At 65.8% G+C, this 24,074-nt stretch carries 23 protein-coding genes, 1 pseudogene and 2 riboswitches; of the genes and pseudogenes, 13 read left to right on the plus strand and 11 right to left on the minus strand.

Annotated features, from left to right (window positions below; translation table 11 throughout):
- Positions 1 to 162: 162 nt before the first annotated feature.
- Positions 163 to 498 (plus strand): hypothetical protein, encoded by a 336-nt coding sequence (locus QYH69_RS16945; protein ID WP_308833002.1) that lies wholly within the window; start codon positions 163 to 165, stop codon positions 496 to 498.
- A gap of 57 nt (positions 499 to 555) precedes the next feature.
- On the opposite strand, the gene cobM is transcribed toward QYH69_RS16945, so the two are convergent.
- The 4 genes from cobM to QYH69_RS16965 all read right to left on the minus strand — a co-directional run bounded on the left by cobM (position 556) and on the right by QYH69_RS16965 (position 3,952).
- Entirely contained in the window at positions 556 to 1,281 is a 726-nt protein-coding gene (cobM, locus tag QYH69_RS16950) for a precorrin-4 C(11)-methyltransferase (protein WP_308833003.1), read from the minus strand.
- The gene (locus QYH69_RS16955; protein WP_308833045.1) at positions 1,278 to 2,009 is read right to left on the minus strand and encodes a cobalt-precorrin-6A reductase; all 732 of its coding nucleotides are present in this window, start codon (positions 2,007 to 2,009) and stop codon (positions 1,278 to 1,280) included. The genes cobM and QYH69_RS16955 overlap by 4 nt, the downstream gene beginning before the upstream one ends.
- 33 nt (positions 2,010 to 2,042) lie before the next feature.
- Positions 2,043 to 3,308 (minus strand): precorrin-6y C5,15-methyltransferase (decarboxylating) subunit CbiE, encoded by a 1,266-nt coding sequence (cbiE, locus tag QYH69_RS16960; RefSeq protein ID WP_308833004.1) that lies wholly within the window; start codon positions 3,306 to 3,308, stop codon positions 2,043 to 2,045.
- Between the two features lie 113 nt (positions 3,309 to 3,421).
- On the minus strand, positions 3,422 to 3,952 hold the full coding sequence (locus QYH69_RS16965) for a hypothetical protein (RefSeq protein WP_308833005.1): 531 nt from the start codon (positions 3,950 to 3,952) through the stop codon (positions 3,422 to 3,424).
- A 270-nt stretch (positions 3,953 to 4,222) separates the two neighbouring features.
- Here QYH69_RS16965 and cobG point away from each other — a divergent pair, with 270 nt between their 5' ends.
- The 5 genes and pseudogenes from cobG (at position 4,223) to QYH69_RS16990 (ending at position 9,305) form a co-directional block, all read left to right on the plus strand.
- Entirely contained in the window at positions 4,223 to 5,779 is a 1,557-nt protein-coding gene (gene cobG / locus QYH69_RS16970) for a precorrin-3B synthase (protein WP_308833006.1), read from the plus strand.
- 97 nt (positions 5,780 to 5,876) lie between these two features.
- A pseudogene (locus QYH69_RS16975) lies at positions 5,877 to 6,395 on the plus strand (precorrin-8X methylmutase); the annotation flags it as partial.
- Positions 6,396 to 7,160 carry a precorrin-2 C(20)-methyltransferase gene (locus QYH69_RS16980; protein WP_308833007.1) on the plus strand — a complete coding sequence of 255 codons (765 nt, stop codon included), beginning with the start codon at positions 6,396 to 6,398 and terminating at the stop codon, positions 7,158 to 7,160.
- Positions 7,148 to 8,974 carry a precorrin-3B C(17)-methyltransferase gene (gene cobJ, locus QYH69_RS16985; RefSeq protein ID WP_308833008.1) on the plus strand — a complete coding sequence of 609 codons (1,827 nt, stop codon included), beginning with the start codon at positions 7,148 to 7,150 and terminating at the stop codon, positions 8,972 to 8,974. Before QYH69_RS16980 ends, cobJ begins: the two co-directional genes overlap by 13 nt.
- Positions 8,975 to 9,143: 169 nt before the next feature.
- On the plus strand, positions 9,144 to 9,305 hold the full coding sequence (locus QYH69_RS16990; RefSeq protein ID WP_308833009.1) for a hypothetical protein: 162 nt from the start codon (positions 9,144 to 9,146) through the stop codon (positions 9,303 to 9,305).
- A 123-nt stretch (positions 9,306 to 9,428) separates the two neighbouring features.
- Here the strand turns inward: QYH69_RS16990 and QYH69_RS16995 are convergent, their stop codons facing one another.
- From QYH69_RS16995 to cobW, 4 genes are all read right to left on the minus strand, one after another.
- Positions 9,429 to 10,010: a VWA domain-containing protein gene (locus QYH69_RS16995; protein ID WP_308833010.1), complete on the minus strand. Its 582-nt coding sequence runs from the start codon at positions 10,008 to 10,010 to the stop codon at positions 9,429 to 9,431.
- 110 nt (positions 10,011 to 10,120) lie between these two features.
- Positions 10,121 to 11,329, minus strand: coding sequence for an ATP-binding protein (locus QYH69_RS17000; protein ID WP_308833011.1), 1,209 nt, complete (start codon positions 11,327 to 11,329; stop codon positions 10,121 to 10,123).
- Complete coding sequence (gene cobN / locus QYH69_RS17005; RefSeq protein ID WP_308833012.1) at positions 11,329 to 15,141, minus strand: cobaltochelatase subunit CobN; 3,813 nt, start codon at positions 15,139 to 15,141, stop codon at positions 11,329 to 11,331. The genes QYH69_RS17000 and cobN overlap by 1 nt, the downstream gene beginning before the upstream one ends.
- Positions 15,142 to 15,200: 59 nt before the next feature.
- A complete protein-coding gene (gene cobW, locus QYH69_RS17010) occupies positions 15,201 to 16,316 on the minus strand; it encodes a cobalamin biosynthesis protein CobW (protein WP_308833013.1) in 1,116 nt (371 codons plus the stop codon).
- A gap of 92 nt (positions 16,317 to 16,408) precedes the next feature.
- A riboswitch (cobalamin riboswitch) is annotated at positions 16,409 to 16,706 on the minus strand.
- A 133-nt stretch (positions 16,707 to 16,839) separates the two neighbouring features.
- Positions 16,840 to 17,082, plus strand: a riboswitch (cobalamin riboswitch).
- Positions 17,083 to 17,327: 245 nt separating this feature from the next.
- Between cobW and QYH69_RS17015 the strand changes: the two genes are divergently transcribed.
- From QYH69_RS17015 to QYH69_RS17035, 5 genes are read left to right on the plus strand one after another with little or no spacing between them, the layout of a single operon-like run.
- Positions 17,328 to 17,792 carry a cobalamin biosynthesis protein gene (locus QYH69_RS17015; protein WP_308833014.1) on the plus strand — a complete coding sequence of 155 codons (465 nt, stop codon included), beginning with the start codon at positions 17,328 to 17,330 and terminating at the stop codon, positions 17,790 to 17,792.
- Entirely contained in the window at positions 17,789 to 18,391 is a 603-nt protein-coding gene (cobO, locus tag QYH69_RS17020) for a cob(I)yrinic acid a,c-diamide adenosyltransferase (RefSeq protein WP_308833015.1), read from the plus strand. Before QYH69_RS17015 ends, cobO begins: the two co-directional genes overlap by 4 nt.
- Before the next feature lie 3 nt (positions 18,392 to 18,394).
- The gene (locus tag QYH69_RS17025; RefSeq protein ID WP_308833016.1) at positions 18,395 to 19,741 is read left to right on the plus strand and encodes a cobyrinate a,c-diamide synthase; all 1,347 of its coding nucleotides are present in this window, start codon (positions 18,395 to 18,397) and stop codon (positions 19,739 to 19,741) included.
- Entirely contained in the window at positions 19,725 to 20,393 is a 669-nt protein-coding gene (gene bluB / locus QYH69_RS17030; RefSeq protein ID WP_308833017.1) for a 5,6-dimethylbenzimidazole synthase, read from the plus strand. The genes QYH69_RS17025 and bluB overlap by 17 nt, the downstream gene beginning before the upstream one ends.
- Complete coding sequence (locus QYH69_RS17035; protein WP_308833018.1) at positions 20,390 to 20,551, plus strand: hypothetical protein; 162 nt, start codon at positions 20,390 to 20,392, stop codon at positions 20,549 to 20,551. Before bluB ends, QYH69_RS17035 begins: the two co-directional genes overlap by 4 nt.
- Before the next feature lie 39 nt (positions 20,552 to 20,590).
- Here QYH69_RS17035 and ribA read toward each other — a convergent pair whose 3' ends face one another.
- Positions 20,591 to 21,238, minus strand: a complete 648-nt coding sequence (ribA, locus tag QYH69_RS17040) for a GTP cyclohydrolase II (protein ID WP_308833019.1) — start codon at positions 21,236 to 21,238, stop codon at positions 20,591 to 20,593.
- Between the two features lie 253 nt (positions 21,239 to 21,491).
- Between ribA and QYH69_RS17045 the strand changes: the two genes are divergently transcribed.
- A complete protein-coding gene (locus QYH69_RS17045) occupies positions 21,492 to 21,929 on the plus strand; it encodes a CBS domain-containing protein (protein WP_308833020.1) in 438 nt (145 codons plus the stop codon).
- Between the two features lie 96 nt (positions 21,930 to 22,025).
- Here QYH69_RS17045 and QYH69_RS17050 read toward each other — a convergent pair whose 3' ends face one another.
- Both QYH69_RS17050 and QYH69_RS17055 read right to left on the minus strand, forming a co-directional pair.
- Positions 22,026 to 22,406, minus strand: a complete 381-nt coding sequence (locus QYH69_RS17050; RefSeq protein ID WP_374992434.1) for a DUF4148 domain-containing protein — start codon at positions 22,404 to 22,406, stop codon at positions 22,026 to 22,028.
- A 160-nt stretch (positions 22,407 to 22,566) separates the two neighbouring features.
- The gene (locus QYH69_RS17055; RefSeq protein WP_308833021.1) at positions 22,567 to 23,253 is read right to left on the minus strand and encodes a DNA-3-methyladenine glycosylase; all 687 of its coding nucleotides are present in this window, start codon (positions 23,251 to 23,253) and stop codon (positions 22,567 to 22,569) included.
- A gap of 349 nt (positions 23,254 to 23,602) precedes the next feature.
- On the opposite strand from QYH69_RS17055, the gene QYH69_RS17060 reads away from it, so the two are divergent.
- A complete protein-coding gene (locus tag QYH69_RS17060) occupies positions 23,603 to 23,971 on the plus strand; it encodes a BON domain-containing protein (RefSeq protein ID WP_308833022.1) in 369 nt (122 codons plus the stop codon).
- Positions 23,972 to 24,074: the final 103 nt, after the last annotated feature.

Genomic DNA, 24,074 nt, shown 5'->3' on the forward strand with positions numbered 1-24,074 from the left:
CATACGAGTACATCACCTGTTGCCGCGATCAACCAATAAGAATGTGTTCATCCGATTGCGATAAACATGGAGGAAAGCTAGAGAGATTTAGAGAACCGCAGATTTATCTTAAACAACCCTTATTATTTTTTAGCGCAACCGAGTTGCGTAAAAGGAATTGTGATGAGCATATCCGCAACCCCTCCCCCGACTACGTTTGCCGACGTATCGCCGATTTTCACGCCCGCCCCGCAAGGCGCGCGGCCGGCCCTGCCGCAACAGCTGCCCAATCAATATGCAAACGGGCAGTCCGTGTACGATTTTCATCCGAATGGCGTGGGTGGCCAGGCCGGCCAGTATCAGGTCTATGACGAACACGGCACGAAACGCCTCAACCTGAATACGTCACAGGACGGACACGTTGGATTTGCCCAGTCCTACAACGACCACGGCGTTTCGCAGTCGACAACCATCTACGGCGAAAACGGCCAGGCCCAGACCATGAGCTACGGTTCGTAGTAAGTCGGTGTTGCCCGTGCGGGTCCCTACGCCGCCGCTGCGAGACAGGCGCGCTGCCTAATCTTTGGCGTAGAGCGTCGAGTTCGCAAAGCGCTCGGCGGACAGCACGTGGCCGACCAGAATCAATGCGGTCCGTTCGATATCGGTTGCCTGCACTTTGCCGGCGATATCGGCGAGCGTACCGGCTACTTTCTCTTCGTCGGGCCAGCTGGCCCGATACACGACTGCCACCGGGCAATCCTCGCCATAGTGCGGGATCAGCTCTTCGGCGATGCGCGCGATATGCCGCACGCCGAGATGAATCGCCATAGTCGCCCGGTGGCGCGCAAGGTCTCCCAACTGCTCGCCCGCCGGCATCGACGTCTTACGCGCGTAACGCGTCAGAATCAGCGTCTGCGAAACATCGGGAAGCGTCAGTTCGCAGCCGAGCGTCGCCGCACAGGCCGCCGTCGCGGTTACGCCAGGCACGATTTCGTATGGAATGCCAAGTTCGCGCAGACGCCGGATCTGTTCGCCGATTGCGCCGTACAGCGACGGATCGCCCGAATGCACGCGCGCGACGTGCTGGCCCTTCGCATGCGCGTCGGCAAGCAGCGCGACGATCGCATCGAGGTCGAGTTCCGCCGTATTGACCACGACCTCGGCCGCGTTGCCGGCAAGCACCGCGTCCGGCACGAGCGAGCCGGCATAAAGAATGACCGGGCACGTGCGCACGAGCCGCTGCCCTTTCACCGTGATCAGTTCGGGATCGCCCGGTCCCGCGCCGATAAAAAAAACCGTCATGAATCTGCACTCCATTCGGTTAGCGCGCGTAGCAGCGCGGACGCGCTGTCGAATTCGCGATCGGCCGCCGGCAGTTCGGGGCGCCGCGTCATCACGACCGGCAAACCTCGTTCGCGCGCGACCTCGAGCTTCGCCGCGGTCGCGCTGCCGCCGCTGTTCTTGCTGACGACGACGTCGACGCCCAGCATCGCGAACAACGCGCGTTCGCCGTCGACCGTAAACGGCCCGCGCGCGCCGATCACCGATGCGCGCGTATTGCCGGCATGCGCTTCGAGACAGCGCACGACCCAGTATTGATGCACGGGAATCTCATCGAGATGCGCAAGCGGCTCGCGACCGAGCGTAAACAGCGGGCGCCGGTATGGCGCGAGCGCTTCGACGATGGCCGGCCAGTCGTCGACGAACCGCCAGTCGTCGCCCGCTTGCGGCTGCCACGGTGCGCGCCGCAGCGCCCAGTACGGGACGCCCGCCGCGCGGCATGCGATGGATGCGTTGCTGCTGATGCGCGCGGCGAACGGATGCGTCGCGTCGATCAGCAAACCGATACGTTCATCCGCGAGATACGCCTGCAAGCCCTGCGCACCGCCGAAACCGCCAACGCGTATGGTGCAGGCCAAACCCTCAGGCATTTTGCCGATTCCGGCAAGACTGTATAGGTCCGATGCGCGCAGCGCGCGCGCGATCTGCAGCGCGTCGCCCGTTCCGCCTAGCAGCAGAATGCGCGTCATCGTCGTGTCATGGCGAATCACGCTGTCACGCCGTTACGGTTTGATCGCTGCGTACAGCGTGATCGGCAATGCGGGGCGCCACGTTTCGAAACCGCCCAACGGCTGCGCTTCGGCCAGCGCGATACGCGAGAGCGTGCCGCCATGACGCTTGCGATATGCGGCAAGCGCGGCCTCGCCTTCGAGCGTCACCGCATTGGCGACAAGCCTGCCGCCGCGTTTCAATGCGCTCCAGCATGCATCGAACACGCCGGGCACCGTGACGCCGCCGCCGATAAACACCGCGTCGGGTGCGGGCAGCCCCGCGAGCGCAGCGGGCGCCTCGCCTGCCACGATCTGTAACGCCGGCACACCGAGCGCATCGCGATTGCGCTCGATGAAACGTTGACGCTCACTATGCGCTTCGACCGCGATCGCGCGACACGATGGATGCGCGCGCATCCATTCGATGCCGATCGAACCGCAACCGGCGCCGACATCCCATAGCAGTTCGCGCGGCGCCGGCGCGAGCCGCGCGAGCGTCAGCGCGCGCACGTCGCGTTTGGTGAGCTGACCGTCGTGGCTAAACGCATCGTCGGGCAGGCCCGGTGTCAATGCGAGGCGCGGCGCGTTGCCGCCGGCGCGGCAATCGAGTGCGATCAGGTTCAGCGCCGCGCATTGCGCCGCTTGCCACGCATGCGCGAGCCCATCGATACGCCGTTCGAGCGGACCGCCGACGTGCTCGAAAACGGTCATTCTGGTTTCGCCGAAGCCTTGCGCGGCGATGCGCGCGGCGATCGCGGCAGGCGTTGTGCCGTCGCTGCTCAACACGACGAGCCGCGCGCCGTCGTGCAGATGCGCACTGACGGCAGCAAGCGGCCGGCCGACCACGGACACGGTGGCGATGTCCTGCAGCGGCCAGCCAAGGCGCGCCGCCACATACGAAACGGAGGAAGGTGCGGGCAGCACACGCATCTCGTGCGCGCCGACGTGACGCGCGAGCGTGGCGCCGACACCGAACCACATCGGATCGCCGCTTGCCAGCACGCAGACAGCCGCACCGCGTACGCCAAGCAGCGGCGCAATATCGAACGGACTTGGCCAGCGCTCGCGGCGCGCATGGATGCGCGCGGGCAACATGGCCAGATGACGCTCGCCGCCATAGACGACCGACGCGTCGAACAGCGCGCGGCGCGCGGCGCGTCCGAGTCCGGCGAAGCCGTCTTCGCCGATGCCGATGACAGTAAGCCAGGGCTGCGCGCGGCTGACCGCATCGCGAGGATCTAATTCCGGTTCGGGTTGCTGCAATGCGTGCGTCGACATCGAAACGAAGCGGGGTCGGCTGTAGAACGGTAATGATACCGCGCCGCCAGCCGACTCCCGTCACGTGCGCGGCATGGCCCGCACGCATGCGTGGTCATGTGCGGCGTTCAGGCCTAGGGGTTGCTGCCGCACGCGTTGCAGTTTTTGTTGATGTCGTCGACCGTGGCCTGGATCTGGTCGACTTTCGGGCCGATTCTGCCCAGCGACGTCTCGATGTCGGCGAGGTCCTTCTGGGTTTGAGACGACTGCGACCTTAGCGTATCGACATTCTTGTTGATCTGACCAATATTTCTGTCGACATTGGCGAACCTGCCCGAGATGTTCGTCACGCCGCTCTGTACGTCATCGAGTTTGTTCGAGACGCTGTTCACATTGCCGTTCACCGCATTCACGCTGTTGGTCAGCGCATCGATTTTTCCGGACAGGTTGCGATACCCGCCCAGCGACGCCAGCGACACCGACGGATTTTTAAGGATCCGCGTGTCGGACTCGTTGCCCTTGTCGCCGGCGCCCGACGGCGTGCGGGACTGGACTGGAGCACCGCCGGGCCGCTGATCCGAAGCGCCGCCGTGGTCGTAGTTGTAGTTGTAGTTGTAGAACTGGACCTGCTGGTTGCTGCCGATGTTATAGGTCTGGATTGCCATGTTCGATTCCTTCAAGGTTCAATGCGTTCAGTGAATGAGGACATTTGATACTGAAGAACAGATCGAATAGCGGTCTGGCGACGCTCCTTTCCTCGTGAAGACAGGCTCATTGTCGCGATGCGCGCGCATGACGGGCGGTATCCGCACACCACGTCCGGCGGCTTGCGAGGCATCGGCCGCAGACCGTCCAGCGGGCATTGCGCGCTTCAAACAGGGCATAATACGAACGGTCGCCGGGGTCAGCCGCGCGACATTAACCCGGTATTTCACTTGATCCACGTTTCATCCGCTGCTCGAACCGCTATCGGCACGCTGCGCGCCTCGGCATGTCCAGGCCTGCTGCGGATCGTCGCCGCGCGCGACGGGGGCATCTGCCGGATCAGGCTGCCGGGCGGTGCGCTTTCACACGACGACGCCATTGCGGTCGCCGATGCGGCTCACGCGCATGCCTCGGGCGTGATCGAACTGACGAACCGCGCCAATCTGCAGATACGCGGCGTGCGCGCGGGCGAAGAGCACGCATTGATCGAGCGCCTGCTTGCCGCGGGTTTGGGGCCACGCGCTGCGGCGGCGGACGCAGCTGATGCCGCCGATGCATCAACCGCTACGCCGCTCGCAAACCCGGCCGCCGACGACGTGCGCAATGTGATGCTGAGCCCCGCCGCCGGCTTCGACCGCGCCGCCGTGTTCGACACGACCGATCTTGCCGCGCAGATCCTCGATTTGCTGCAACGCGAAGCACGCTTCGCGGCGCTATCGCCGAAGTTCGCATTGCTGCTCGACGGCGGCGAGCAACTCGCGATGCTCGGGCATCCGCACGATATCTGGCTGGCGGCGCTGCAAGCCGGCGACAACGGCGGCCCGCGCTTCGCATTCGGTCTCGCCGGCTGTGCGCCGGTTGCGCCGGACGACCTGCCCGCGCTCGGCGCCGTGCGGCCCGAGCATGTCGTCGCGCTCGTCGGCGCGCTCGTGCACGCATTCCTCGATCTGGCCGCGCCCGAAGAAATGCGCATGCGCGATCTGCTCGCGCGCATACCTGCTGCAGCGGTGCTCGCGCACATCGAGGCGCACGTCGAGACGCACACGGCGGTTCGCGGGTCCTTGTCGCGCGATGCGTCCATCGCTGCGTGGCGCCGACCGCGCGCGCGGCCGTCATTGCGTTTCGGTGCGCATGCGCAGAGCGAGCCGGGCCTCTCGTACATCGGCGGCGCTCCGGCGCTCGGACGCGTCGACGCGCCGACCCTGCGCGAACTTGCCTCGCTCGCGCGCGATGCCGGCAACGGCACGCTTCGCATCACGCCATGGCAAAGCGTGCTATTGCCCGATGTCCGCACGCAAGCGGCACCGTCCACGCTGCTGCGGCTTGCCTCGCTAGGCTTCGCATGCGACCGCTCGCTGCCGTTCGCGCGGCTCGTTGCCTGCACGGGCTCGTCCGGCTGCGCAAAGGGCCACGCCGATACGAAAGCCGATGCGCGAAAGCTCGCCGCGCGGTTGCCGGCCGACGTCGACGTCCATCTGAGCGGCTGCACGCGCTCGTGCGCCGCCGCGCATCCGGTGCCGTTCACGCTGCTCGCGGTCGCACCCGAGCGCTACGACCTCTATCGGCGAGACCTTCCGCACCGCGGCAACGGCAACGGCAATGGAAACGGCAACGGCAGCGACAGCGACAGCGACAGCCGCAGCGATAGCGAAAGAAACAACGGCAACCACAACGCGACGCAAGCCGTTTCCGGCAGCGGCTTCGGCCGCTGCATCGCTCACCATCTAACGATCGAACACGCCGCCGAACTGCTCGAGCGGCTGCCCCGGAGTTTCACTGATGCCTGACTACATTCGCGAAAGTCGGATCGTAGCCATGTCGTTCTGTGAGCCAAGGAGTTGGTAGAATGTTTTGTCTTCCTAAGACCGCTTGGCCTCCGACTTGGTGCGCGTGATTCACGCGTCCGGAATGGTCGACGTGGCCGGCAGCCTGCGGTTTTCCGACGGCGCGGGCCGCGCGGGGCGCGAAGCGTTGAAGTCCGGCGCGCCGATTCTATGCGACGCGCGGATGGTCGCCGAAGGCGTCACGCGCGCGCGTCTGCCGGCCGGCAACGATGTGATCTGCACGCTCGGCGATCCGTCCGTGCCGGCGCTTGCGCGCGAAATGAACAACACGCGTTCGGCCGCCGCGCTCGAATTGTGGCGGCCGCATCTCGCGGGCAGCGTCGTCGCGATCGGCAATGCGCCGACCGCACTGTTCTATCTGCTCGAGATGCTCGATGCCGGCGCACCGCGTCCCGCGCTGATTCTCGGCTTCCCGGTCGGTTTCGTCGGTGCGGCCGAATCGAAGGCGATGCTGGCCGACGATAGCCGCGGCGTGCCTTATGTCGTCGTCGACGGCCGGCGCGGCGGCAGCGCGATGGCCGCCGCCGCGGTCAATGCGCTTGCGTCGGAGGTCGAGTAAATGCAGAAAAGCGAACCATCCGCTGCAGCGCGCGGCCGCCTGCTCGGTCTCGGCGTCGGACCGGGCGACCCCGAACTGATTACATTGAAGGCGCTGCGTCTGTTGAAATCCGCGCCCGTGGTTGCGTACTTCGTTGCGAAAGGCAAGAAGGGCAACGCGTTCGGCATTATCGAAGCGCATCTCACGGATGCGCAGATCCGCTTGCCGCTCGTCTACCCGGTGACGACCGAAGCGCTCGAGCCGCCGCTGTCATACGAAGCGATCATCGCCGACTTCTACGATACGGCCGCCGAAGTGATTGCGGGCCATCTCGATGCGGGCCGCGACGTCGCCGTGATTTGCGAAGGCGATCCGTTTTTCTACGGTTCGTATATGTATCTGCACGACCGCCTTGCGGACCGGCTCGCGCCGCGTTTCGAAGCCGAGGTCGTGCCCGGCGTGTGCTCGATGCTCGGCGGCGCGGCGGTGCTCGGCGCGCCGCTCGTCTATCGCAACCAGACGCTGTCGGTGCTCTCGGGCGTGCTGCCCGAAGCGGAATTGAAACGGCGCCTGGCCGATGCGGACGCGGCGGTCATCATGAAGCTCGGCCGCAACTTCGATAAAGTGCGGCGCGTGCTCGACGAGCTTGGACTCGCCAGACGCGCGCTCTACGTCGAGCGCGCGACGATGGCGAGCGAACGTATCGTGCCGCTCGCCGACGTCGACCCGATGGCGTCGCCGTATTTTTCGCTGCTCGTCGTGCCGGGGGAAAAATGGCAAGGCTGATGGCGCCGGCAATCGTGATTCTCGGCAGCGGCGCGCTCGCGACTGCACGTCGCATACAACGCCGTTATCCGGATGCGCGCGTGCATGGATTGCGCAGTCGCTTCGATGCACGCGCCGAACGTGGCGCCGGGTCCGGCTTTGAAGCGGACCATGAAGCAGGCCTCGAAGCAAGCATCAAAGCAAGCGCCGAAGGCGTCGACATCGTCTACGACGAACTCAGTAGCTATCTGCGCGAGCTCTATGCGAGCGGCACGCCGATCATTGCGCTGTGCGCGGCGGGCATTGTGATCCGCTGCGTTGCGCCGCTGCTCGCGAACAAAGGCACGGAGCCGCCGGTGCTTGCGGTCGCCGAAGACGGCAGCGCGGTCGTGCCGTTGCTCGGCGGACTGGCAGGCGTGAACGCGATGGCGCGCGAGATCGCGCAGGCGCTCGATGTGCCGCCCGCGATCACGACGAGCGGCGAACTGCGTTTCGGCACCTGTGTGCTGAATCCGCCGCCAGGCTATGCGCTCGCAAGCATCGAGCAAGGCAAGCGTTTTGTGTCCGATCTGCTGGCCGGTGAACACACGCGCATCGAAGGCGGTGCGCACTGGCTCGACGATGCGCCATTGCCTCGTTCCGAAACGGCGCGACGGGCGATTCGCGTCACGCCGCTTGCGTGGGATGGCAACGCCGACGAACTGCTGATTCATCCGCGCAGTGTTGTCGTTGCGCTGGCCGATGGCGATGGCGAAACCGCGGTGCCGCGCGTGCGCGATGCGCTCGCGGCTCGCCGGCTGTCGCCGCTGGCGCTTGCCGCGGTTATCGTGCCGAGCTGCTGTTCGGGCGACGAGGCACTTGAGCGCGCGGCTCATGCGTTGGGCGCGGCGCTGCGTTTTGCCGATGTCGCCGATGCCGCCGACGCCGCCCACACTCGTTCGCTGCCGAGCGCATGGCTCGAAGCCGCGTTGCCCGCGCAATGCGAGATCGTCGATGCCGGTCCTGGCATCGCTCTGGCCGTCGCCGAAACACCGCTCGATCCCGACGCCATCGGCCGCGCACGCGGCCGGCTGACCGTCATCGGCCTCGGCCCGGGCAGCGCCGACCTCATGGTGCCGGCCGCCCGCGACGCGCTGCGGGACGCGACCGACATTCTCGGCTACGCCACTTATGTCGACATGGCCGGCCCGTTTCGCGCCGACCAGCGCGTGCATCCGACCGACAACCGCGAAGAGATGCAGCGCGCGCGTCATGCGTTCGAGCTCGCGAGCGGCGGACGGCATGTCGTGATGGTGTCGTCGGGCGACCCCGGCGTGTTCGCGATGGCTTCGGCCGTGCTCGAAGCGCTCGACACGTCCGGCGCGCCGCATTGGGCCGACGTCGAACTGCAGATCGTACCGGGCGTCTCGGCCGCGATGGCAACGGCCGCACGAGCCGGCGCGCCGCTTGGCCACGACTTCTGCATGTTGTCGCTGTCGGACAACCTGAAGCCGTGGGCCGTCATCGAGTCGCGCGTCGCGCTCGCGGCGCAAGCCGATCTCGTGATGGCGTTCTACAACCCGGTATCGCGCGCGCGCCCGTGGCAGCTCGACAAGGCGCTCGACATCGTGCGCACGTCGCGTGCGCCGGACACGATCGTCGTGCTCGGACGCGACATCGGCCGCCCCGGCGCGTCGCTCGTCTCGACGACGCTCGGCAGACTCAGTTCGGCGGACGTCGATATGCGCACGATGGTGATCATCGGTTCGTCGACCACGCGTGCTTTTTCGACGCGGCCTCCATCGGCTCGCGGCACGCCACGCGAATGGGTTTATACGCCGCGCTGGTATCGGTAACGCACGGCCGCGGCGCCTCGTCGCTCACCACGCGTCGTGATCGTCCGGCGCTGCACATATGCAATGTGGTTGCATACGCAATGAATCAGGGATTCTCTCCCTATCCAGTTTTTTGGCGGGCCGACGATGACACCGGATAACCGCTATTTGCCGTGCTTTCGACGCGCCTATGCAAACTGACGAAGCGGCTGCAACGACAAACCCGGCCGACGCATGCGCCGCGCCCGCCGCGCTTTTGAACGCCGACGCGGTACCGATCGGCGTGCCGCTCGAATGGCCGGTTGTCGATGCGACGGTTCGCTGCTGTTCGGTCGCGGCGCGTCCGGCTTGACCGATCCGCACATGGTTGTGTCGATCGCGTCGCGAAGCACCACATGCGCGAGCATGTCAGCGACTCGGCCCGGCAGGTTGCAGGCCATGCAGGTTGCAATACGCTGCTAGCGTGCTCGCACGTTCATCCGTCCGCTGCGATCAACTGGCGAGGCGTCACATATTCGCCGTCCCACGCATGCGCCAGTTGCGCGCATCGGCCGAGCCGGACGGCATTGCTTTCGAAGTCGACGAATACGACGCGATGCGCGGCGTCGGGGCGCACCGGCATGCCGACGCTGCGCCCGTCCGACAGCACCCATAGCCAGCGCTGCTGACCCGGCTTGCGCCTCGCTGCGCCGGCCAGCAACCGTGCAGCGCGTTCGATAGCGGGCGCAAACGGCGTCCCGCCGCCGCCGCCGATCGGATCGAGCCAGCGCTCGCTCCAGCCGCGCGGTATCGCCGGTCCGAAGCGCAAATCGGCGCTCACGCCACCGAAGCAGATCAACGCGGCCTCATGCCGATCGGCACGCGCACGCGCGAACAGCGCGGCAAGCAGGCCCTTCGCGAGTGCGAGCCGCGCGCCCGCCAGCATCGAGCCCGAGCAGTCGAGCACGAAGCAGTGCAGCACGCCGCGCGGCGGCGCTTCGCGCGCAAACCGCAGATGATCGGCATGCAAGCGTTGCATGCCCTTGGCCGCAAGCGTGCGCGGCCATTCGATGCGCATGCCCGATCGACCGCGCGCCGCGTGGGCGCCGTGCTGCGCATGACGCCCATCGCCTGCCGGCCATCGAAAACCGCTGCGCGATACGCCAGCGGCGGCGTTCTTCCGATGGCTCAACGTTTTTTTGACGGAAGCGGGATCACGGCTTTGACGTGCGTGGCACTGGTGGTTTCGGGCGGCAGATAGCCCCAGTCGCCTTCGGGCGAAGCTTGCGATTGCGACGGCGTGTGCGTTTGCGTGTGCGCTTGAGTGTGCGCTTGAGTGTGCGTTTGCGTGTGCGTTTGCGTGTGCGTTTGCGTTTGTTCCCTGCTGCCGTCAGACGCAGCCGCGCGGTTGTCCCGCCCCTCGGCTCGTGCCGCATCGCGACCTTCCGGCAGCCGCTCATGCTGCACCTCGCCAGCTCGTTGACGATGCAACAACACCGCGTGCGCGACCCGATCGACGTGCGCGGCCGTCACTGCGTGCGCCGCTTCGAGCGCGGCGAGCGCGCGCGCCGCGCGCAGCATCACGAGGTCGGCGCGCATGCCGTCGACCTGCGCCGCAATGCACAGCGCGCTCACACGCTCGTGCACGGCATCGTCGAAAGCGAGTTGCGGCAGCGCATCGCGCGCGGCCCCAATGCGGCGCACGAGGTCCTGCCGCTGCCGCGCGTGGTGTTCGCGAAACGCGTGCGGGTCAGCATCGAATGCGAGCCGCGCCTTGACGATCTGCTGACGGACCTGCGCGTCGAAGCAATTTTGCAGCGCGACCATCAGACCGAAACGGTCCGTGAGTTGCGGACGCAGTTCGCCCTCTTCCGGGTTCATCGTGCCGATCAGCACGAAGCTCGCCGCATGGCTATGCGATACGCCGTCGCGCTCGACCGTGTTGACGCCGCTTGCCGCCGCATCGAGCAACGCATCGACGAGCGCGTCGGGCAGCAGGTTCACTTCATCGACATAGAGCACGCCGCGATGCGCGCTCGCCAGCAAGCCGGGCGAGAAACGCACCGTGCCGTCGCGCAGCACGGTTTCGATATCGAGCGTGCCGATCAGGCGCTCTTCGCTCGCGTTGAGCGGCAAGGTGACGAACCGGCCGTCAGGCAGCAGTTCGGCCAGGGCGCGCGCGGCCGTCGACTTCGCGGTGCCGCGCGGGCCGCTCACGAGTACGCCGCCAATGCCCGGGTCCACCGCGGCGAGCAGCAGCGCCTGCTTCAGTTCGTCCTGACCGAGCAGCGCGGCGAACGGGAAGACGGGCACGCGGCTGACTTCGCCTGGTTGCACCCTTTTCCTCTCGCCGGTTCCTTCAGTCGCGCCGTTCGACGCGCGAGTCGTGCCGTTCATCATCGCGTTCCTTCGATCTGTTGTTCGCTCGCAAGCAGATGCTGTTCGATCTGCTGCCGATACGCACCCGGTTCCTGCCATAAGCCGCGCTGCATCGCTTCGATGAGCCGCTCGCAGATGCCGTGCAGCGCATGCGGATTGTGCGCCTGCAGGAACGCGCGCGTATCGGCGTCGTTCAGGTAAGCGTCGGCGACAAGCGCATATTGATGATCGGCGATCACACGCGCGGTCGCGTCGTAGCCATACAGGTAGTCGACGGTCGCGGCGATTTCCGCCGCACCTTTGTAGCCGTGCCGCTTCACGCCATCGAGCCACTTCGGATTGACGACGCGCGAGCGGATGACGCGCGCGATCTCTTCGTTCAGCGTGCGCACGCGCGGCGCATCCGGGTTGCTGTGGTCCGCGTGATACAGCTGCGGCTGGTTGCCGGAAAAGTGCCGGACCGCCGCGGCCATGCCGCCCTGGAACTGGTAGTAATCGTTCGAGTCGAGCACGTCGTGCTCGCGGTTGTCCTGGTTCTGCAGCACGACGTCGAGCGTCGCGAGCCGTGTGCCGAATGCGTGGCGCGCGTCTTCGCCCGAGGTCTTTTGCGTGTATGCGTAACCGCCGTGTGCGAGATAGGCGCCGGCCAGATCCGCGTCCGTCTGCCACTGGCGCGTATCGATCATTTCCTGCAGGCCGGCGCCGTATGCGCCCGGCCGCGAACTGAATACGCGCCAGCCCGCGCGTTTGCGCGCCTCCTGCGCGTCGACACCGCGTGCGATCCACGCATCGCGCTCGCGCAGCACGCGCGCCCGGATCGGGTTCAGATGCTCGGGTTCGTCTTCGAGGTTCGCCACTGCCTGAACCGCCGCATCGAACAGATGCATGACATTCGGAAATGCGTCGCGGAAGAAACCCGATACGCGCAGCGTCACGTCGATGCGGGGCCGGTCGAAAGCGGCGATCGGCATGATCTCGAAGTCGGTCACGCGATGGCTGCCCGGCGCCCATTTGGGACGTACGCCGAGCAATGCGAGCGCTTGCGCGATATCGTCGCCTCCGGTGCGCATCGTTGCCGTGCCCCACACCGACAGGCCGATCGCGCGCGGATAGTCGCCGTGTTCCTGCAGATGACGTTCGAGCAGCTGCTGCGCCGATTTGAGGCCGAGCGCCCAGGCGGCTTGCGTGGGGATCGCGCGCGTATCGACCGAATAAAAGTTGCGGCCTGTCGGCAGCACGTCGGGGCGGCCGCGCGATGGCGAGCCGCTCGGCCCCGGCGGCACGAAGCGGCCTTCGAGGCCGCGTTTGAGCTGCTGCATTTCTTGCGGACCACAGGCGTCGAGACGCGGGAGCACCTCGTCGCGCAGGCGGCGCAGAACGCATGCGGCTTGGGGCAATGCGGGGCGTGCTTCCGCGTCCGGTAACGCGCCGCCCACGCCGCACAGCTCGTCCAGCAGCTTGCCGGCGAGCAGTTCCAGCCGCTCGCGCGCATCGCCGTTATGGCGCCACGGTGCTTCGCTGACCTGTTGCAGCAGCGGCGGCCTCGCGCCTTGCCACGGCGCCGACCAGTCCGCGGTCAACGGATCGAACAGACGATCGATGCCGAGATCGCGCGCGAGCGCATCGATCAGCCCCGCGTTCGCACCGTGCCCGTCGCCGACCGGATAGCGGCCGAGTGCGAGCAGCGTATCGCGCCGCTGCACGCCGCGCGGCGACTGGCCGAAGGTGTGCAGCCCGTCGCGGATCTGCGCTTCCTTGAGCTCGCACAGCCATGCATCGACGCGCGTGAGCAGCGCGTCTTCGGCATCCTGACCTTTGGGCTCGGCGATGCTCAGTTCGTCGTGCAGCCGGTGTTCGACGATCGTCGCCAGGATCGTGCGCCGCAGCAGCTTCGCGCGCCGCGCATCGACCATCAGCGCTTCGTAGTATTCGTCGACTTGCCGTTCGAGATCCTGCAACGGCCCATAGCTTTCGGCACGCGTGAGCGGCGGCATCAGATGATCGACGATCACCGCCTGCGCGCGCCGTTTCGCCTGGCTGCCTTCGCCCGGATCGTTGACGATAAACGGATACAGATGCGGCATCGGCCCGAGAATCGCATCGGGCCAGCAGGCATCGCTGAGCGCGACGCTCTTGCCGGGCAGCCATTCGAGATTGCCGTGCTTGCCGACATGCAGGACCGCGTCGATAGCGAACTGTTCGCGCAGCCAGAAATAGAACGCGAGATACGCATGCGGCGGCACGAGCTCCGCGTCGTGATAGCTCGCGTAGTCGTTCTGTTCGCGCGAACGCGACGGCTGAATGCCGACGAATACATTGCCGCAACGCCAGCCCGCGATCATGAAGCGGCCGCGCCGCACGGCCGGGTCGCATTCCGGTGCGCCCCAGCGCGCGATCAGTGCATCGCGCAGCGAGGCAGGCAGGCGCGCGAAATGGGCTTCGTAGTCGGCGAGCGCGAGACTTTGCAGCGCGGGCCTCAAGTCGCGCACGACCGGATCGTTCGTTACGCCGCTCGTCAGCAGGTCGAGCAATGCGTCGCCGTCGGCGGGAAATGCTTCGTCCGCCGCGATGCGGTAGCCTTCGTCGCGCAGCATGTGCAGAATGCCGACCACCGAGGCCGGCGTATCGAGGCCGACGCCGTTGCCGATGCGCCCTTCGCTTACCGGATAGTTCGCAAGAATCAGCGCGAGCTTCTTGTCGGCGTTATCGAGCGCGCGCAGCCGGCACCAGCGCTCGCTCAGTTCCGCGACGAATGCAACCCGCTCCGCGTCGGGCTGATAACGCACGACGTCCACTTCCGTGTGCGGACAACGATACGCGAGCCCTTTGAAACTGATCGCGCGCGTGACGATGCGGCCGTCGACCTCCGGCAGCGCGATATGCATGGCGATGTCGCGCGAGTTCAGGCCGTGGTTGTCGTTGATCCAGTCCTCGCGGTTGCCGCCCGAAAGGATTACCTGCAGCACCGGCGCGTCGCCGGCCACGGCAAGCGGCACGGGATCGTCGATCGCGCCGGCGGCGAACGCCGTGGTATTCAGCACGAGCGACGCATGATGTTGCGCGCACAACTGTGCGACGACCTCGCGGCTCAACGCATCCTTCAACGATGTGATCGCGATCGGCAGCGGATTCATCTGCCGCGCTTCTAGCGCGTCGATCAGCGCATCGAATACGGCCGTGTTGGCGGCCTGCAGATGCGCCTTGTAGAACAGAATCGCGACGACCGGCGCCGCTGGGCGCCAGCGCGCCTGCCAGTCGGCGATGGTCGGCGTGTCGTGTGCGGGGTGATAAAGCGCGGCCGCGGGCAGCGGCACCGGCAATGCGGGCTCGCGTCCGAAGCCGAGCGCGCGCCACGCGATGCAGCGCAAGAACCCTTCCGCGTTGTGCGGCCCGCCCTCGCGCAGATACCGCCAGAGCTGATGACACAACGCGGCATCGGCGGTGCTGCGCGCGAGCAGATTCGGATCTTCCTGCAAGTCGCCCGAGAACATGGCAAGCGTCTGCTGCTTGCGCTCTGCGAGCGCGACCACCTGTTCGATGCCGTACGGCCAGTACGCTTCGCCGCCGAGGTGATCGACGACGACGACGCGCGCATGCTGCAGCACGTCTTCGATATAAAAGTCGACCGAGGCCGGTTGACGCAGATACGTGACGTTCGCAAGGCGCACGCTCGGAAAACCGGCCGGCAGGCGCGGCACGACGCTCGCGAGCAGCGACAGCGTCGTATCGGCCGAGCTCAGCACGACGATGTTCGCGGGCCGCTGGTCGATCCGGATCACACCCTGCGTGTCGTCGACGAAACCGCCCGGCGTGGTGCGCAGCAAATGCATGTTCGTGCCGCCTCGTGGTGAGTGGCGCCCGCACGCGCTGTCGCGCGCGGGCGGCCTTGTCAAGCCTGTCGGGTCGCGTGCATGCGCAGCGCTTCGTCGAGCGCGCGCTGCAACACCGCTTGCTCGAGGTCCTCGCCGATCATCACGAAGCGGCTCGCCTGCGGGCTCGCCGTCGCATCGCCCTGCTGCTCCTCGGGCCGCCAGCGACGATCGAAATAGCTGTCGAAACGGCGCCCGACACCCTGGATCACGAGACGCATCGGCGCGCCGGGCAGCGCCGCGAAGCCTTTGACGCGATACACGGTATGCTGCTCGACCACGCGTTGCAGCGCGGCGATCATTGCTTCGCGCGACGGCGCGTATGCGCTGACCACCACCGAATCGAACGCGTCGTGATGGTGGTCGGCATGGTCGGGGTCGTCGGCCGAGCCATGATGATCGTGGCGCAGGTGAATCGTGTCTTCCGACGCGGACTCGAGCCCGAGCAGCGCATGCAGATCGAGCTGACCGTTCTGCGCGCGCACCACTTTGACCTGCGCCGGAATCTCTTCGCGAATGGTCGCTTCGACCGCTTGCGCTCGCGCGTCGTCGAGCAGATCGGTTTTGTTCAGAATGACGAGGTCCGCCGCGCACAACTGGTCTTCGAACAGCTCATGCAGCGGCGACTCGTGATCGAGATTCGGATCGGCTTTGCGCTGCGCATCGACGGCGAGCGGATTTTCGGCGAACTGGCCGCTCGCAACGGCCGGGCCGTCGACGACGGTCACCACCGCATCGACGGTGAAGCTATTCCTGATCGACGGCCAGTTGAACGCCTGCACGAGCGGCTTCGGCAGCGCGAGGCCCGACGTTTCGATCAGCACGTGGTCGATCTGGTCGCGGCGCTCGACGAGCTTTTCCATGACGGGAAAGAATTCTTCCTGCACGGTGCAGCACAGACAGCCGTTCGCGAGTTCGTACAGCTGGCCCTCGGTTTCGCGGCCTTCGTCGTCGCAGCCGATGCCGCATCCTTTGAAGATTTCGCCGTCGATGCCGAGTTCGCCGAACTCGTTGACGATCACGGCGGCCCGCAGTCCGCCGGCGTGCTGAAGAATATGGCGCAGCAGCGTGGTTTTGCCGCTGCCGAGAAAGCCCGTGACGATCGTCACAGGAATTTTGCGCATCTGGGTTTGCATGGCGACTTTGCGATGTGAACACGGCTCGACGTACGACACAAGGAGCGACATCGAGCACGCGAAGAAGTGGACGGAACGCCGCAACCCCGCGGCGTCAACCCTGGTCTTCCGGCCGGTATCCGGGCTGGCGAGAGCGCCGCTTCACCTTCCCACGCGAGTGAACAGTTTCTCGCGCAGTGGTTTTTCTGCCCGCGCGGCCTTGCGCGCGAACCTCGAAGCCGGCTCTGCACCGCGGCAACCGCGATGCGCTCGCCTTCCGTTGCGGGGGCAGCACAGGTTGACCTGAAGCCGCTACGCGGCAGCCGCGTTCGACAGGTTCAGGCCCGCTGTTTCCCGTTTAACTGCACACGCCGGACGGCGCGCGCGAGCACCAGAAGTGGCTGCGAGTGTAGGCGCGGTGCGGGGAGGCGTCAAGAAACGAACCGATAATCGAGCCTCGGGTTTTCGCGCCCGGGCGCAGCGATCGGCCAGGCATGCCAATGCGCCATTGCGCCCCTTGGCCGGCGGCCAGGCGTTCATGTGCTATCGTATGCGCGCGTCCGGTGCCGCATATGCGCCTAGTGCTCACATGCGGTTAAACGGGAAACAGGGATGCGCGGTTGCATGCTGCACGCGCCCAACCTGTGCTGTCCCCGCCAACGGTAAGCGGCCTGCGGACTGGATGTCCGCGCATGCGCTTCGATGCCACTGTCGGCGATCCGCCGATGGGAAGGCGAAGCACATGAGGCCGTCAGCCCGGATACCGGCCGGATGCAAGGGGGCGAACGTCACGGTCGCCAGTCGCCGGTTCCGCGGGGGACGGATACGGGCGCCCACGCATGGCGCAACCGCTTGCAACGGCTTCGCAAACGCTTTGCAAACGCTCGCCGCCGTGCACGCTATGTGGCATTGCATGACACGTCTTCATTACGCGCTTGCCGGCGCGGCTCCTTGTACGACCGCACCTCGCGCCGCCAATCTGCGCGCGCTTTTTCTCGCGCTTTGTTGTCCAACGCTTGCCGGCGGCACGCGATGACTGCGCCGCAGAAACGGCTCGTCGTCGGCATTGGCTGCAAGCGCGGCGCGAGCGTGGAACAGATCGATGCGGCCGTGCGCGGCGCGCTGGGCCCGCATGCCATCGACGACGTCCGCGCGGTCGCGACGGTCGACATCAAGGCTCACGAAGCCGGCATCGCCGGTTTCTGCGCGCGTCATGCGCTGCCGCTGCACGCCTTTTCGCGCGAGCAGATTGCGCACGGACCCTCGCTTTCCATGGGGCAGACCTCGGCGCCCTCGCCTGCCGTGCGCGCGCACGTCGGCGTCGACGGCGTGTGCGAACCGTGCGCCCTGCTCGCCGCCCCGCAAGGGCGGCTCATTGCGCCGAAGCGCGTATTCGAAGGCGGCGTGACCGTCGCCATCGCCATGATCGATTCCGTTGCGCATGCAACGTTCCACGAACGAACCCGGCATCGACAACACCATCAGGACGCTCAATGAAAACCGATCCCGAATCGCATCAGCGCATGACCCAGCGCCGTCGCGAAGGCCATGAGAAGAAACAGGCGGAAGCGACCATCGAAAAGGGTCTGCTGATCGTCAATACCGGCACCGGTAAAGGCAAGAGCACGGCGGCGTTCGGCATGGCCGTGCGCGTGCTCGGTCACGGCATGCGCCTTGGCGTCGTGCAGTTCATCAAGGGCGCGTTGCATACGTCCGAGCGCGACTTCCTCGGCAGCCTGCCGAACTGCGAGTTCATCACAATGGGCGACGGCTACACGTGGAATACGCAGAACCGCGACGCCGATATCGCCACCGCACGCAAAGGCTGGACCGAAGCCAGACGAATGATCGAAAGCGGCGACTATCAGATGGTGATCCTCGACGAGCTGAACACGGTGCTCAAGTACGACTATCTGCCGCTCGACGAAGTACTGGGCGTGCTCGCCGCGCGGCCCGAGATGCTGCATGTGGTCGTCACGGGACGGCATGCGCCCGATGCGCTCGTCGAGGCGGCCGATCTCGTCACCGAGATGCGCGCGATCAAGCATCCGTATCGCGAGCAGCACGTGAAGGCGCAGCGCGGCGTGGAGTTCTGAACGATGGCGCAGTGCCCCGCGCTCTTTATCAGCGCACCTGCCTCCGGCCAGGGCAAGACGACGATCACGGCCGCGCTGGCGCGCCATCATCGCCGGCAAGGGCGCCGCGTGCGCGTGTTCAAGACCGGCCCCGACTTTCTCGATCCGATGATTCTCGAGCGCGCGAGCGGCGCGCCCGTGCTGTCGCTCGACTTGTGGATGGTCGGCGAGTCCGCGTGCCGCGAACTGCTCGCGCAGGCCGCCGCGCAAGCGGACCTGATTCTGATCGAAGGGGTGATGGGCCTGTACGACGGCACGCCGAGCAGCGCGGATCTGGCGGCTGCGTTCGGCGTGCCCGTGGTGGCCGTGATCTCGGCTCAGGCAATGGCGCAGACGTTCGGCGCCGTCGCGTTCGGACTCGCGCACTACCGCGACGACGTGCCCATGCGCGGCGTGTTCGCGAATCGCGTCGGGTCGCCGCGGCATGCGCAGATGCTCGAAGCAGCGCTGCCGCCCGGCCTCGAATGGATGGGCTCGATCGCAAGCGCCGCGGACATCGAGTTGCCGGACCGGCATCTTGGCTTGCATCAGGCCGCGGAAATCGCCGACCTCGACAAGCGGCTCGATAAAGCCGCCGATGCGCTCGCCTGCACGCCGCTCGCCGGGTTGCCGCCCGTCGTGCAGTTCGGGCCAACGCAAGCGCCGGTGTCGGCATCGGATCCGCTGCGGCCCGACAGCGGCGCGCGACCCGGACCGCTGCCGCGCCTGCTCGAAGGCGCCCACATTGCCGTCGCGCGCGACGCCGCGTTCTCGTTCATCTACCCGGCGAACCTCGCGTTGCTCGACACGCTCGGCGCGCGCGTCAGCTTCTTTTCGCCGCTTGCCGACGAACCGGCGCCCGACACCGCCACTGCGCTCTATCTGCCCGGCGGCTACCCCGAATTGCATGCGGCCACGCTCGCGCGCAATGCGCGCGCGGCCGACTCGGTGCGTGCGCATGCAGCCGCCGGCAAACCGGTATTCGCCGAATGCGGCGGCATGCTGTACCTGCTCGAAAGCCTGACGAACGCCGACGGCACGACGACGCCGATGCTGGGCGTGCTGCCCGGCCACGTGCAGATGCGCACGCGCTTCACGGCGCTCGGCATGCAGCAGCTCGACGGCCCGCTCGGCACGATGACCGGTCACACGTTCCACTACTCGCACGTGAGCACACCGCTCACGCCCGTGCTGCATGCGACGCGTCCGCAGTCGGACGCGGCCGGCGAAGCGGTCTACCGCTCGGGCCCGATCGTCGCAACCTATATGCACAGCTACTGGCCGTCGAATCCGGCCTTCACCGCGGCACTATTCCATGGCAACGCGTTTTAACGACGCCGATCGCGCGGCGGTCTACCGCGCCATTTACGAACGCCGCGACATGCGCCACTTCGTGCGCGGCCCCGTCGACCCCGCGGTGCTGCAACGCCTGCTCGACGCCGCGCATCACGCGCCGAGCGTCGGCTACATGCAGCCGTGGCGCATCGCGCGCATCACCGATGCGGCGCTGCGCACCGCGCTGCAAGACGCGGTCGAACGCGAGCGGCTCCTGACCGCCGACGCGCTCGGCAAGCGGCGCGACGAATTCATGAAGCTGAAGGTGGAAGGCATGCGCGATTGCGCCGAAGTGCTGGTTGTCGCGTTGATGGACAGACGCGACGCACACGTCTTCGGCCGGCGCACGCTGCCCGAGATGGACCTCGCCTCGGTGTCGTGCGCGATCCAGAACATGTGGCTCGCGGCGCGCGCGGAAGGCATCGGCATCGGCTGGGTGTCGCTGTTCGATCCCGCGGAAGTACGGGCGCTGCTGGGCATGCCTGACGGCGCACAGCCGGTTGCGATACTCTGCGTGGGTCAGATCGACGAGTATTACCCGGAACCGATGCTTGAAATGGAACGCTGGGCGACGCGCGCGCCGCTTGCCGATTGCGTGTTCGAAAACCGGTGGCCGGATGCGACGGGACAGAACCGGAAAACGAAATGAAAGAACCGCGAAAAATATCGGCAGCAGAGGTCGTCTGGCTGGTCTGCTTCCTGGCACTGTGCCTTTACCCGCCGACCCTGTTCGGCAAGCTCATGGGGCTCATTGTTTTCGCGATTCTGGTCAGGGGGTATGTGCGCGGCGACCCGCGCTTCCGGTAGGCCATCGCGTTCGGTTACGCCGGCCAGTCGTGCAAGCGGCTATTCGTTCTCGTCGAAGTAGTGGCCGAATTTCGCCTGCTTGGTGCGGATATACCGCTCGTTCTCCTCACGCACCGGAATGGCAAGCGCCACGCGCTCGCAGACCGGAATGCCGTGTTTGGCGAGCGTGTCGAACTTCTCCGGATTGTTGCTCATCAGCCGCACCGACGTGACCTCGAGCACGCGCAGAATGGCGGCCGCCGAATCGTATTCGCGCGAATCGTCGGGCAGGCCGAGGTCGAGATTCGCTTCGACCGTGTCGCGCCCCTGCTCCTGCAGCGCATAGGCGCGGATCTTGTTCGTCAGGCCGATGCCCCGCCCTTCGTGGCCGCGCAGATACAGCAGCACGCCGCATCCTTCAGCCGCGATATAGCGCAGCGCGAGGTCCAGCTGTTCGCCGCAATCGCAGCGGTACGAGCCGAGTACATCGCCGGTCAGGCATTCGGAGTGCAGGCGTGTCAGCACCGATTGCCTGCCGGCGACGTCGCCCATGACGAGCGCGACATGTTCGGCATCGCCGTCGGTGACGCGAAACACATACGAGGTAAAGGTGCCGTATCGGGTAGGGAGCGTGGCTTGCGCTTCGAGCGCAACGCATTCCTGGGTATGCGGATCGTCGCCGAGCGACGGATCGTAAGACGTGGGCATGGCGTTAAGCGGATGTCTGACAGAGCCCGAGTACGACCGGGGAAATAGTTTGGAACTGGAGTTTACCGCTAAACGCGAACACCCATTCGTCATGCACCGCCGGGGCACGACGCAACGGCGCGCGTGCGGGATCCCATGTGGCCCGGCGCACCGAAGCAGCGTCGCCGTGCGCGCGACTCCCGCCTATACTGGATTGGCCAGTCCCTGACGACAGCCGCCACCCGGTGTGCTGCACTGCGAAAGGAGCCGCTTTATGACCCGCGTTGCACAAGTACTCAGATCGAAGACGGACCAGAACGTCTACACGATCGCCGCGTCGGATTCGGTCTACAACGCACTCAAACTTATGGCAGACAAGCAGATCGGCGCATTGCTCGTCATGGAAGGCGAGGCGATCGCCGGCATCGTCACCGAACGCGACTATGCGCGCAAGGTCGTATTGATGGACCGCTCGTCGAAGTCGACGCCGGTGCGCGACATCATGAGCAAGGCGGTCCGCTTCGTGCGCCCCGAGCAGACGACCGACGAGTGCATGGCACTGATGACCGAGCGCCGCATGCGCCACCTGCCGGTGCTCGATCACGACAAGCTGGTCGGCATGGTGTCGATCGGCGACCTCGTGAAGAACATCATTGCCGAGCAGCAGTTCACCATTCAGCAACTCGAGCAGTACATCACCGGAGCCGGCTGATTCCGCAATCGCAAACAGGCCGGCCCGCGCATCTGTTTCTGCGCGGGCCGGCCTGTTTGATAACGGCCTTCTTGGCCGAACGCGTGACCGGCCGGATCAATGGCCGAAATAAACCGTATTGGCCCGGTCGGGGCGCGCCGGCGCGCCGGCTTGCGACGTACCGCCCGTCGCTGCGCCATAACCGGTGTCAGCCGCCGGTTGTTGCGCGACAGCTTGCGCGTTCTGTTCCTGCACGCGGTGTTCGGCAGCCTGGATATCGGCCGGGTACGTCGCGTCGTTCGCGGTCGCCGGATTATAGCCGGCCTTTTCCAGTTGAATCAGTTCGTTACGAACCTGGGCGCGCGTCACACCCGACTCATTCGATTGCGCGAAAGACACGGCCGGAACAGCGAGCACGGCAGCAATGGCAACAGCCTTGATCAGCGATTTCATAATAATTACCTCCGACATTCTTTTTTGCTTGACTTCTTGCCCCATGCAAGAGCCAGTGACTCCATTCTATGCAGCCACGCCCTAAGGGAAAACCCCAATTCTGAAGAATCTTAATTGCGAAATATGCAAACATGCGCAGTCCATCAACCTGTCTTCGGCGATGGGAAAGGAATCGACGGAAATCGATGCGCACCGGATGCCGCGCTCATGTTTCCTTGCCGTTTTCGTTGCCGTCTTCCTTGCTGATTTCGTTCCCGACGCCGACGGTTGACCCAACGGGAATCAATAATTTGCGCGGTCCGCTGACGAACGCGCTGCCGGGTTCGTAGAACCGCAGCAGCCGGTGCATCTCGCGCGACAGGCCGATGCGTGTCGTCGTCGCGACCGGCGCGGCCTTCGTGCGTGGAATCGCACCGAGCCAGAGCCCCGTGCCCGTGCATAGATCGACGCCGTTCTGCGGCGGCCCGACACCGAACGCAAGCGTGAGCCGTCCGGGGCCGCGCGCGAGATCGCGCAGCGCGATGCCGGGACGGCGCGCCTGCATCCGGGCGATGCCTTCGAGCGGTTCGACCGCGCGCAACAGCACGCCGGCGCCGATGCCTTCATCTTCGGCAGACACGTTCAACATGTAGGACAGCCCATAAGTGAGCCGCACATACGCGTGCCCCGGCGCGAGAAACAGCGATTCGTTGTAGTGCCGACGGCCGATGAACGCGTATCCGGTCGAGTCGCCGACCGGATATGCCTCGGTTTCGACGATGCGGCCGCTGATGCGTCCTTCCGGCATGTCGTGCACAAGACACTTGCCGACCAGATACCGCGCGAGCTCGGTCGCGTCGACCGGCAATGCCGCGCGTTGGAGCGGCGCGATACGCCACGTCTTTTCATTCATTCGTCTGTCTCGCCATGCGCGTTTCGCGACCCGTGCCATGCGTCCGAAAGCAAGTCGGTTCGCGCGTCTTCGCGAAATCCGTTGTGTCAAAACCTCAGTCGCTTTCCGTAAGCGATCACTGTGGAACCAATTGCGGTATCTTTACACTCCGACAGACGTCCGCATGGCAGCCGTAACAGCCGGCCACCACAGTTTGTCAGTAGGCCACGTTCGGGTTTTCACCCGGGTTTCGCCGTACACTGCAGCACCGTTCCACGCGTTTTCATCCCAGAAGTAGAGAAGTTGGTAGTGCAGTGGTCCCCCATCCCGGGGCTGACCGTCGCTTAAGCATGACAACAGGAGAAAGTGAATGAAGGCGATCCAGGCAATCAAGGTGGTAGGTGGCGCACTGATCGTACTCGCGTCGCTCAACGCGTATTCGCAGGCAAGCGATACCGGCGCGGACATGAGCACGCAGCCGAGTGCGAAGCAACAGCACAAGGCCATGAAGAAGGCCGACCGTGCACTCGCGCGCAAGGTACGCGGCGCGCTCGCGAAGGCGAAGGGCGTCAGCGCCGCGAATATCATCGTCCGTGCCAACGCGAGCACCGGCGACGTGTGGCTCGAGGGCTCGGTGCCGGAGCAGCCGCAAGTCGACATGGCCACGCAGACTGCGCAAGGCGTGTCGGGCGTAAAGAACGTCAAGAACGACCTGACGATCCGCCCGGTCGGTCAGTAACGCGTTCTGTAACGAAGCACCCGCCGCTCTTCTTCGTGAAGAGCGGTGTTTCTGAGTCCGGTCCCCGTTCAGTTGTCCCCCGCTTTTCGCTGTCAGTTCTGCC

It is taken from the genome of Paraburkholderia sp. SARCC-3016 (assembly GCF_031119615.1).
In the GTDB taxonomy this organism is placed as follows: Bacteria; Pseudomonadota; Gammaproteobacteria; order Burkholderiales; family Burkholderiaceae; genus Paraburkholderia.

Excerpts from the sequence above, each read along its gene's own strand:
- QYH69_RS16945 (WP_308833002.1), top strand. The coding sequence starts at position 163 with ATGAGCATATCCGCAACCCCTCCCCCGACTACGTTTGCCGACGTATCG.
- cobM (WP_308833003.1), bottom strand. The coding sequence starts at position 1,281 with ATGACGGTTTTTTTTATCGGCGCGGGACCGGGCGATCCCGAACTGATC.
- QYH69_RS16955 (WP_308833045.1), bottom strand. The coding sequence starts at position 2,009 with ATGACGCGCATTCTGCTGCTAGGCGGAACGGGCGACGCGCTGCAGATC.
- cbiE (WP_308833004.1), bottom strand. The coding sequence starts at position 3,308 with ATGTCGACGCACGCATTGCAGCAACCCGAACCGGAATTAGATCCTCGC.
- QYH69_RS16965 (WP_308833005.1), bottom strand. The coding sequence starts at position 3,952 with ATGGCAATCCAGACCTATAACATCGGCAGCAACCAGCAGGTCCAGTTC.
- QYH69_RS16980 (WP_308833007.1), top strand. The coding sequence starts at position 6,396 with ATGCAGAAAAGCGAACCATCCGCTGCAGCGCGCGGCCGCCTGCTCGGT.
- cobJ (WP_308833008.1), top strand. The coding sequence starts at position 7,148 with ATGGCAAGGCTGATGGCGCCGGCAATCGTGATTCTCGGCAGCGGCGCG.
- QYH69_RS16990 (WP_308833009.1), top strand. The coding sequence starts at position 9,144 with ATGCAAACTGACGAAGCGGCTGCAACGACAAACCCGGCCGACGCATGC.
- QYH69_RS16995 (WP_308833010.1), bottom strand. The coding sequence starts at position 10,010 with ATGCGCATCGAATGGCCGCGCACGCTTGCGGCCAAGGGCATGCAACGC.
- QYH69_RS17000 (WP_308833011.1), bottom strand. The coding sequence starts at position 11,329 with ATGAACGGCACGACTCGCGCGTCGAACGGCGCGACTGAAGGAACCGGC.
- cobN (WP_308833012.1), bottom strand. The coding sequence starts at position 15,141 with ATGCATTTGCTGCGCACCACGCCGGGCGGTTTCGTCGACGACACGCAG.
- cobW (WP_308833013.1), bottom strand. The coding sequence starts at position 16,316 with ATGCAAACCCAGATGCGCAAAATTCCTGTGACGATCGTCACGGGCTTT.
- QYH69_RS17015 (WP_308833014.1), top strand. The coding sequence starts at position 17,328 with ATGACTGCGCCGCAGAAACGGCTCGTCGTCGGCATTGGCTGCAAGCGC.
- cobO (WP_308833015.1), top strand. The coding sequence starts at position 17,789 with ATGAAAACCGATCCCGAATCGCATCAGCGCATGACCCAGCGCCGTCGC.
- QYH69_RS17025 (WP_308833016.1), top strand. The coding sequence starts at position 18,395 with ATGGCGCAGTGCCCCGCGCTCTTTATCAGCGCACCTGCCTCCGGCCAG.
- bluB (WP_308833017.1), top strand. The coding sequence starts at position 19,725 with ATGGCAACGCGTTTTAACGACGCCGATCGCGCGGCGGTCTACCGCGCC.
- QYH69_RS17035 (WP_308833018.1), top strand. The coding sequence starts at position 20,390 with ATGAAAGAACCGCGAAAAATATCGGCAGCAGAGGTCGTCTGGCTGGTC.
- ribA (WP_308833019.1), bottom strand. The coding sequence starts at position 21,238 with ATGCCCACGTCTTACGATCCGTCGCTCGGCGACGATCCGCATACCCAG.
- QYH69_RS17045 (WP_308833020.1), top strand. The coding sequence starts at position 21,492 with ATGACCCGCGTTGCACAAGTACTCAGATCGAAGACGGACCAGAACGTC.
- QYH69_RS17050 (WP_374992434.1), bottom strand. The coding sequence starts at position 22,406 with ATGGGGCAAGAAGTCAAGCAAAAAAGAATGTCGGAGGTAATTATTATG.
- QYH69_RS17055 (WP_308833021.1), bottom strand. The coding sequence starts at position 23,253 with ATGAATGAAAAGACGTGGCGTATCGCGCCGCTCCAACGCGCGGCATTG.
- QYH69_RS17060 (WP_308833022.1), top strand. The coding sequence starts at position 23,603 with ATGAAGGCGATCCAGGCAATCAAGGTGGTAGGTGGCGCACTGATCGTA.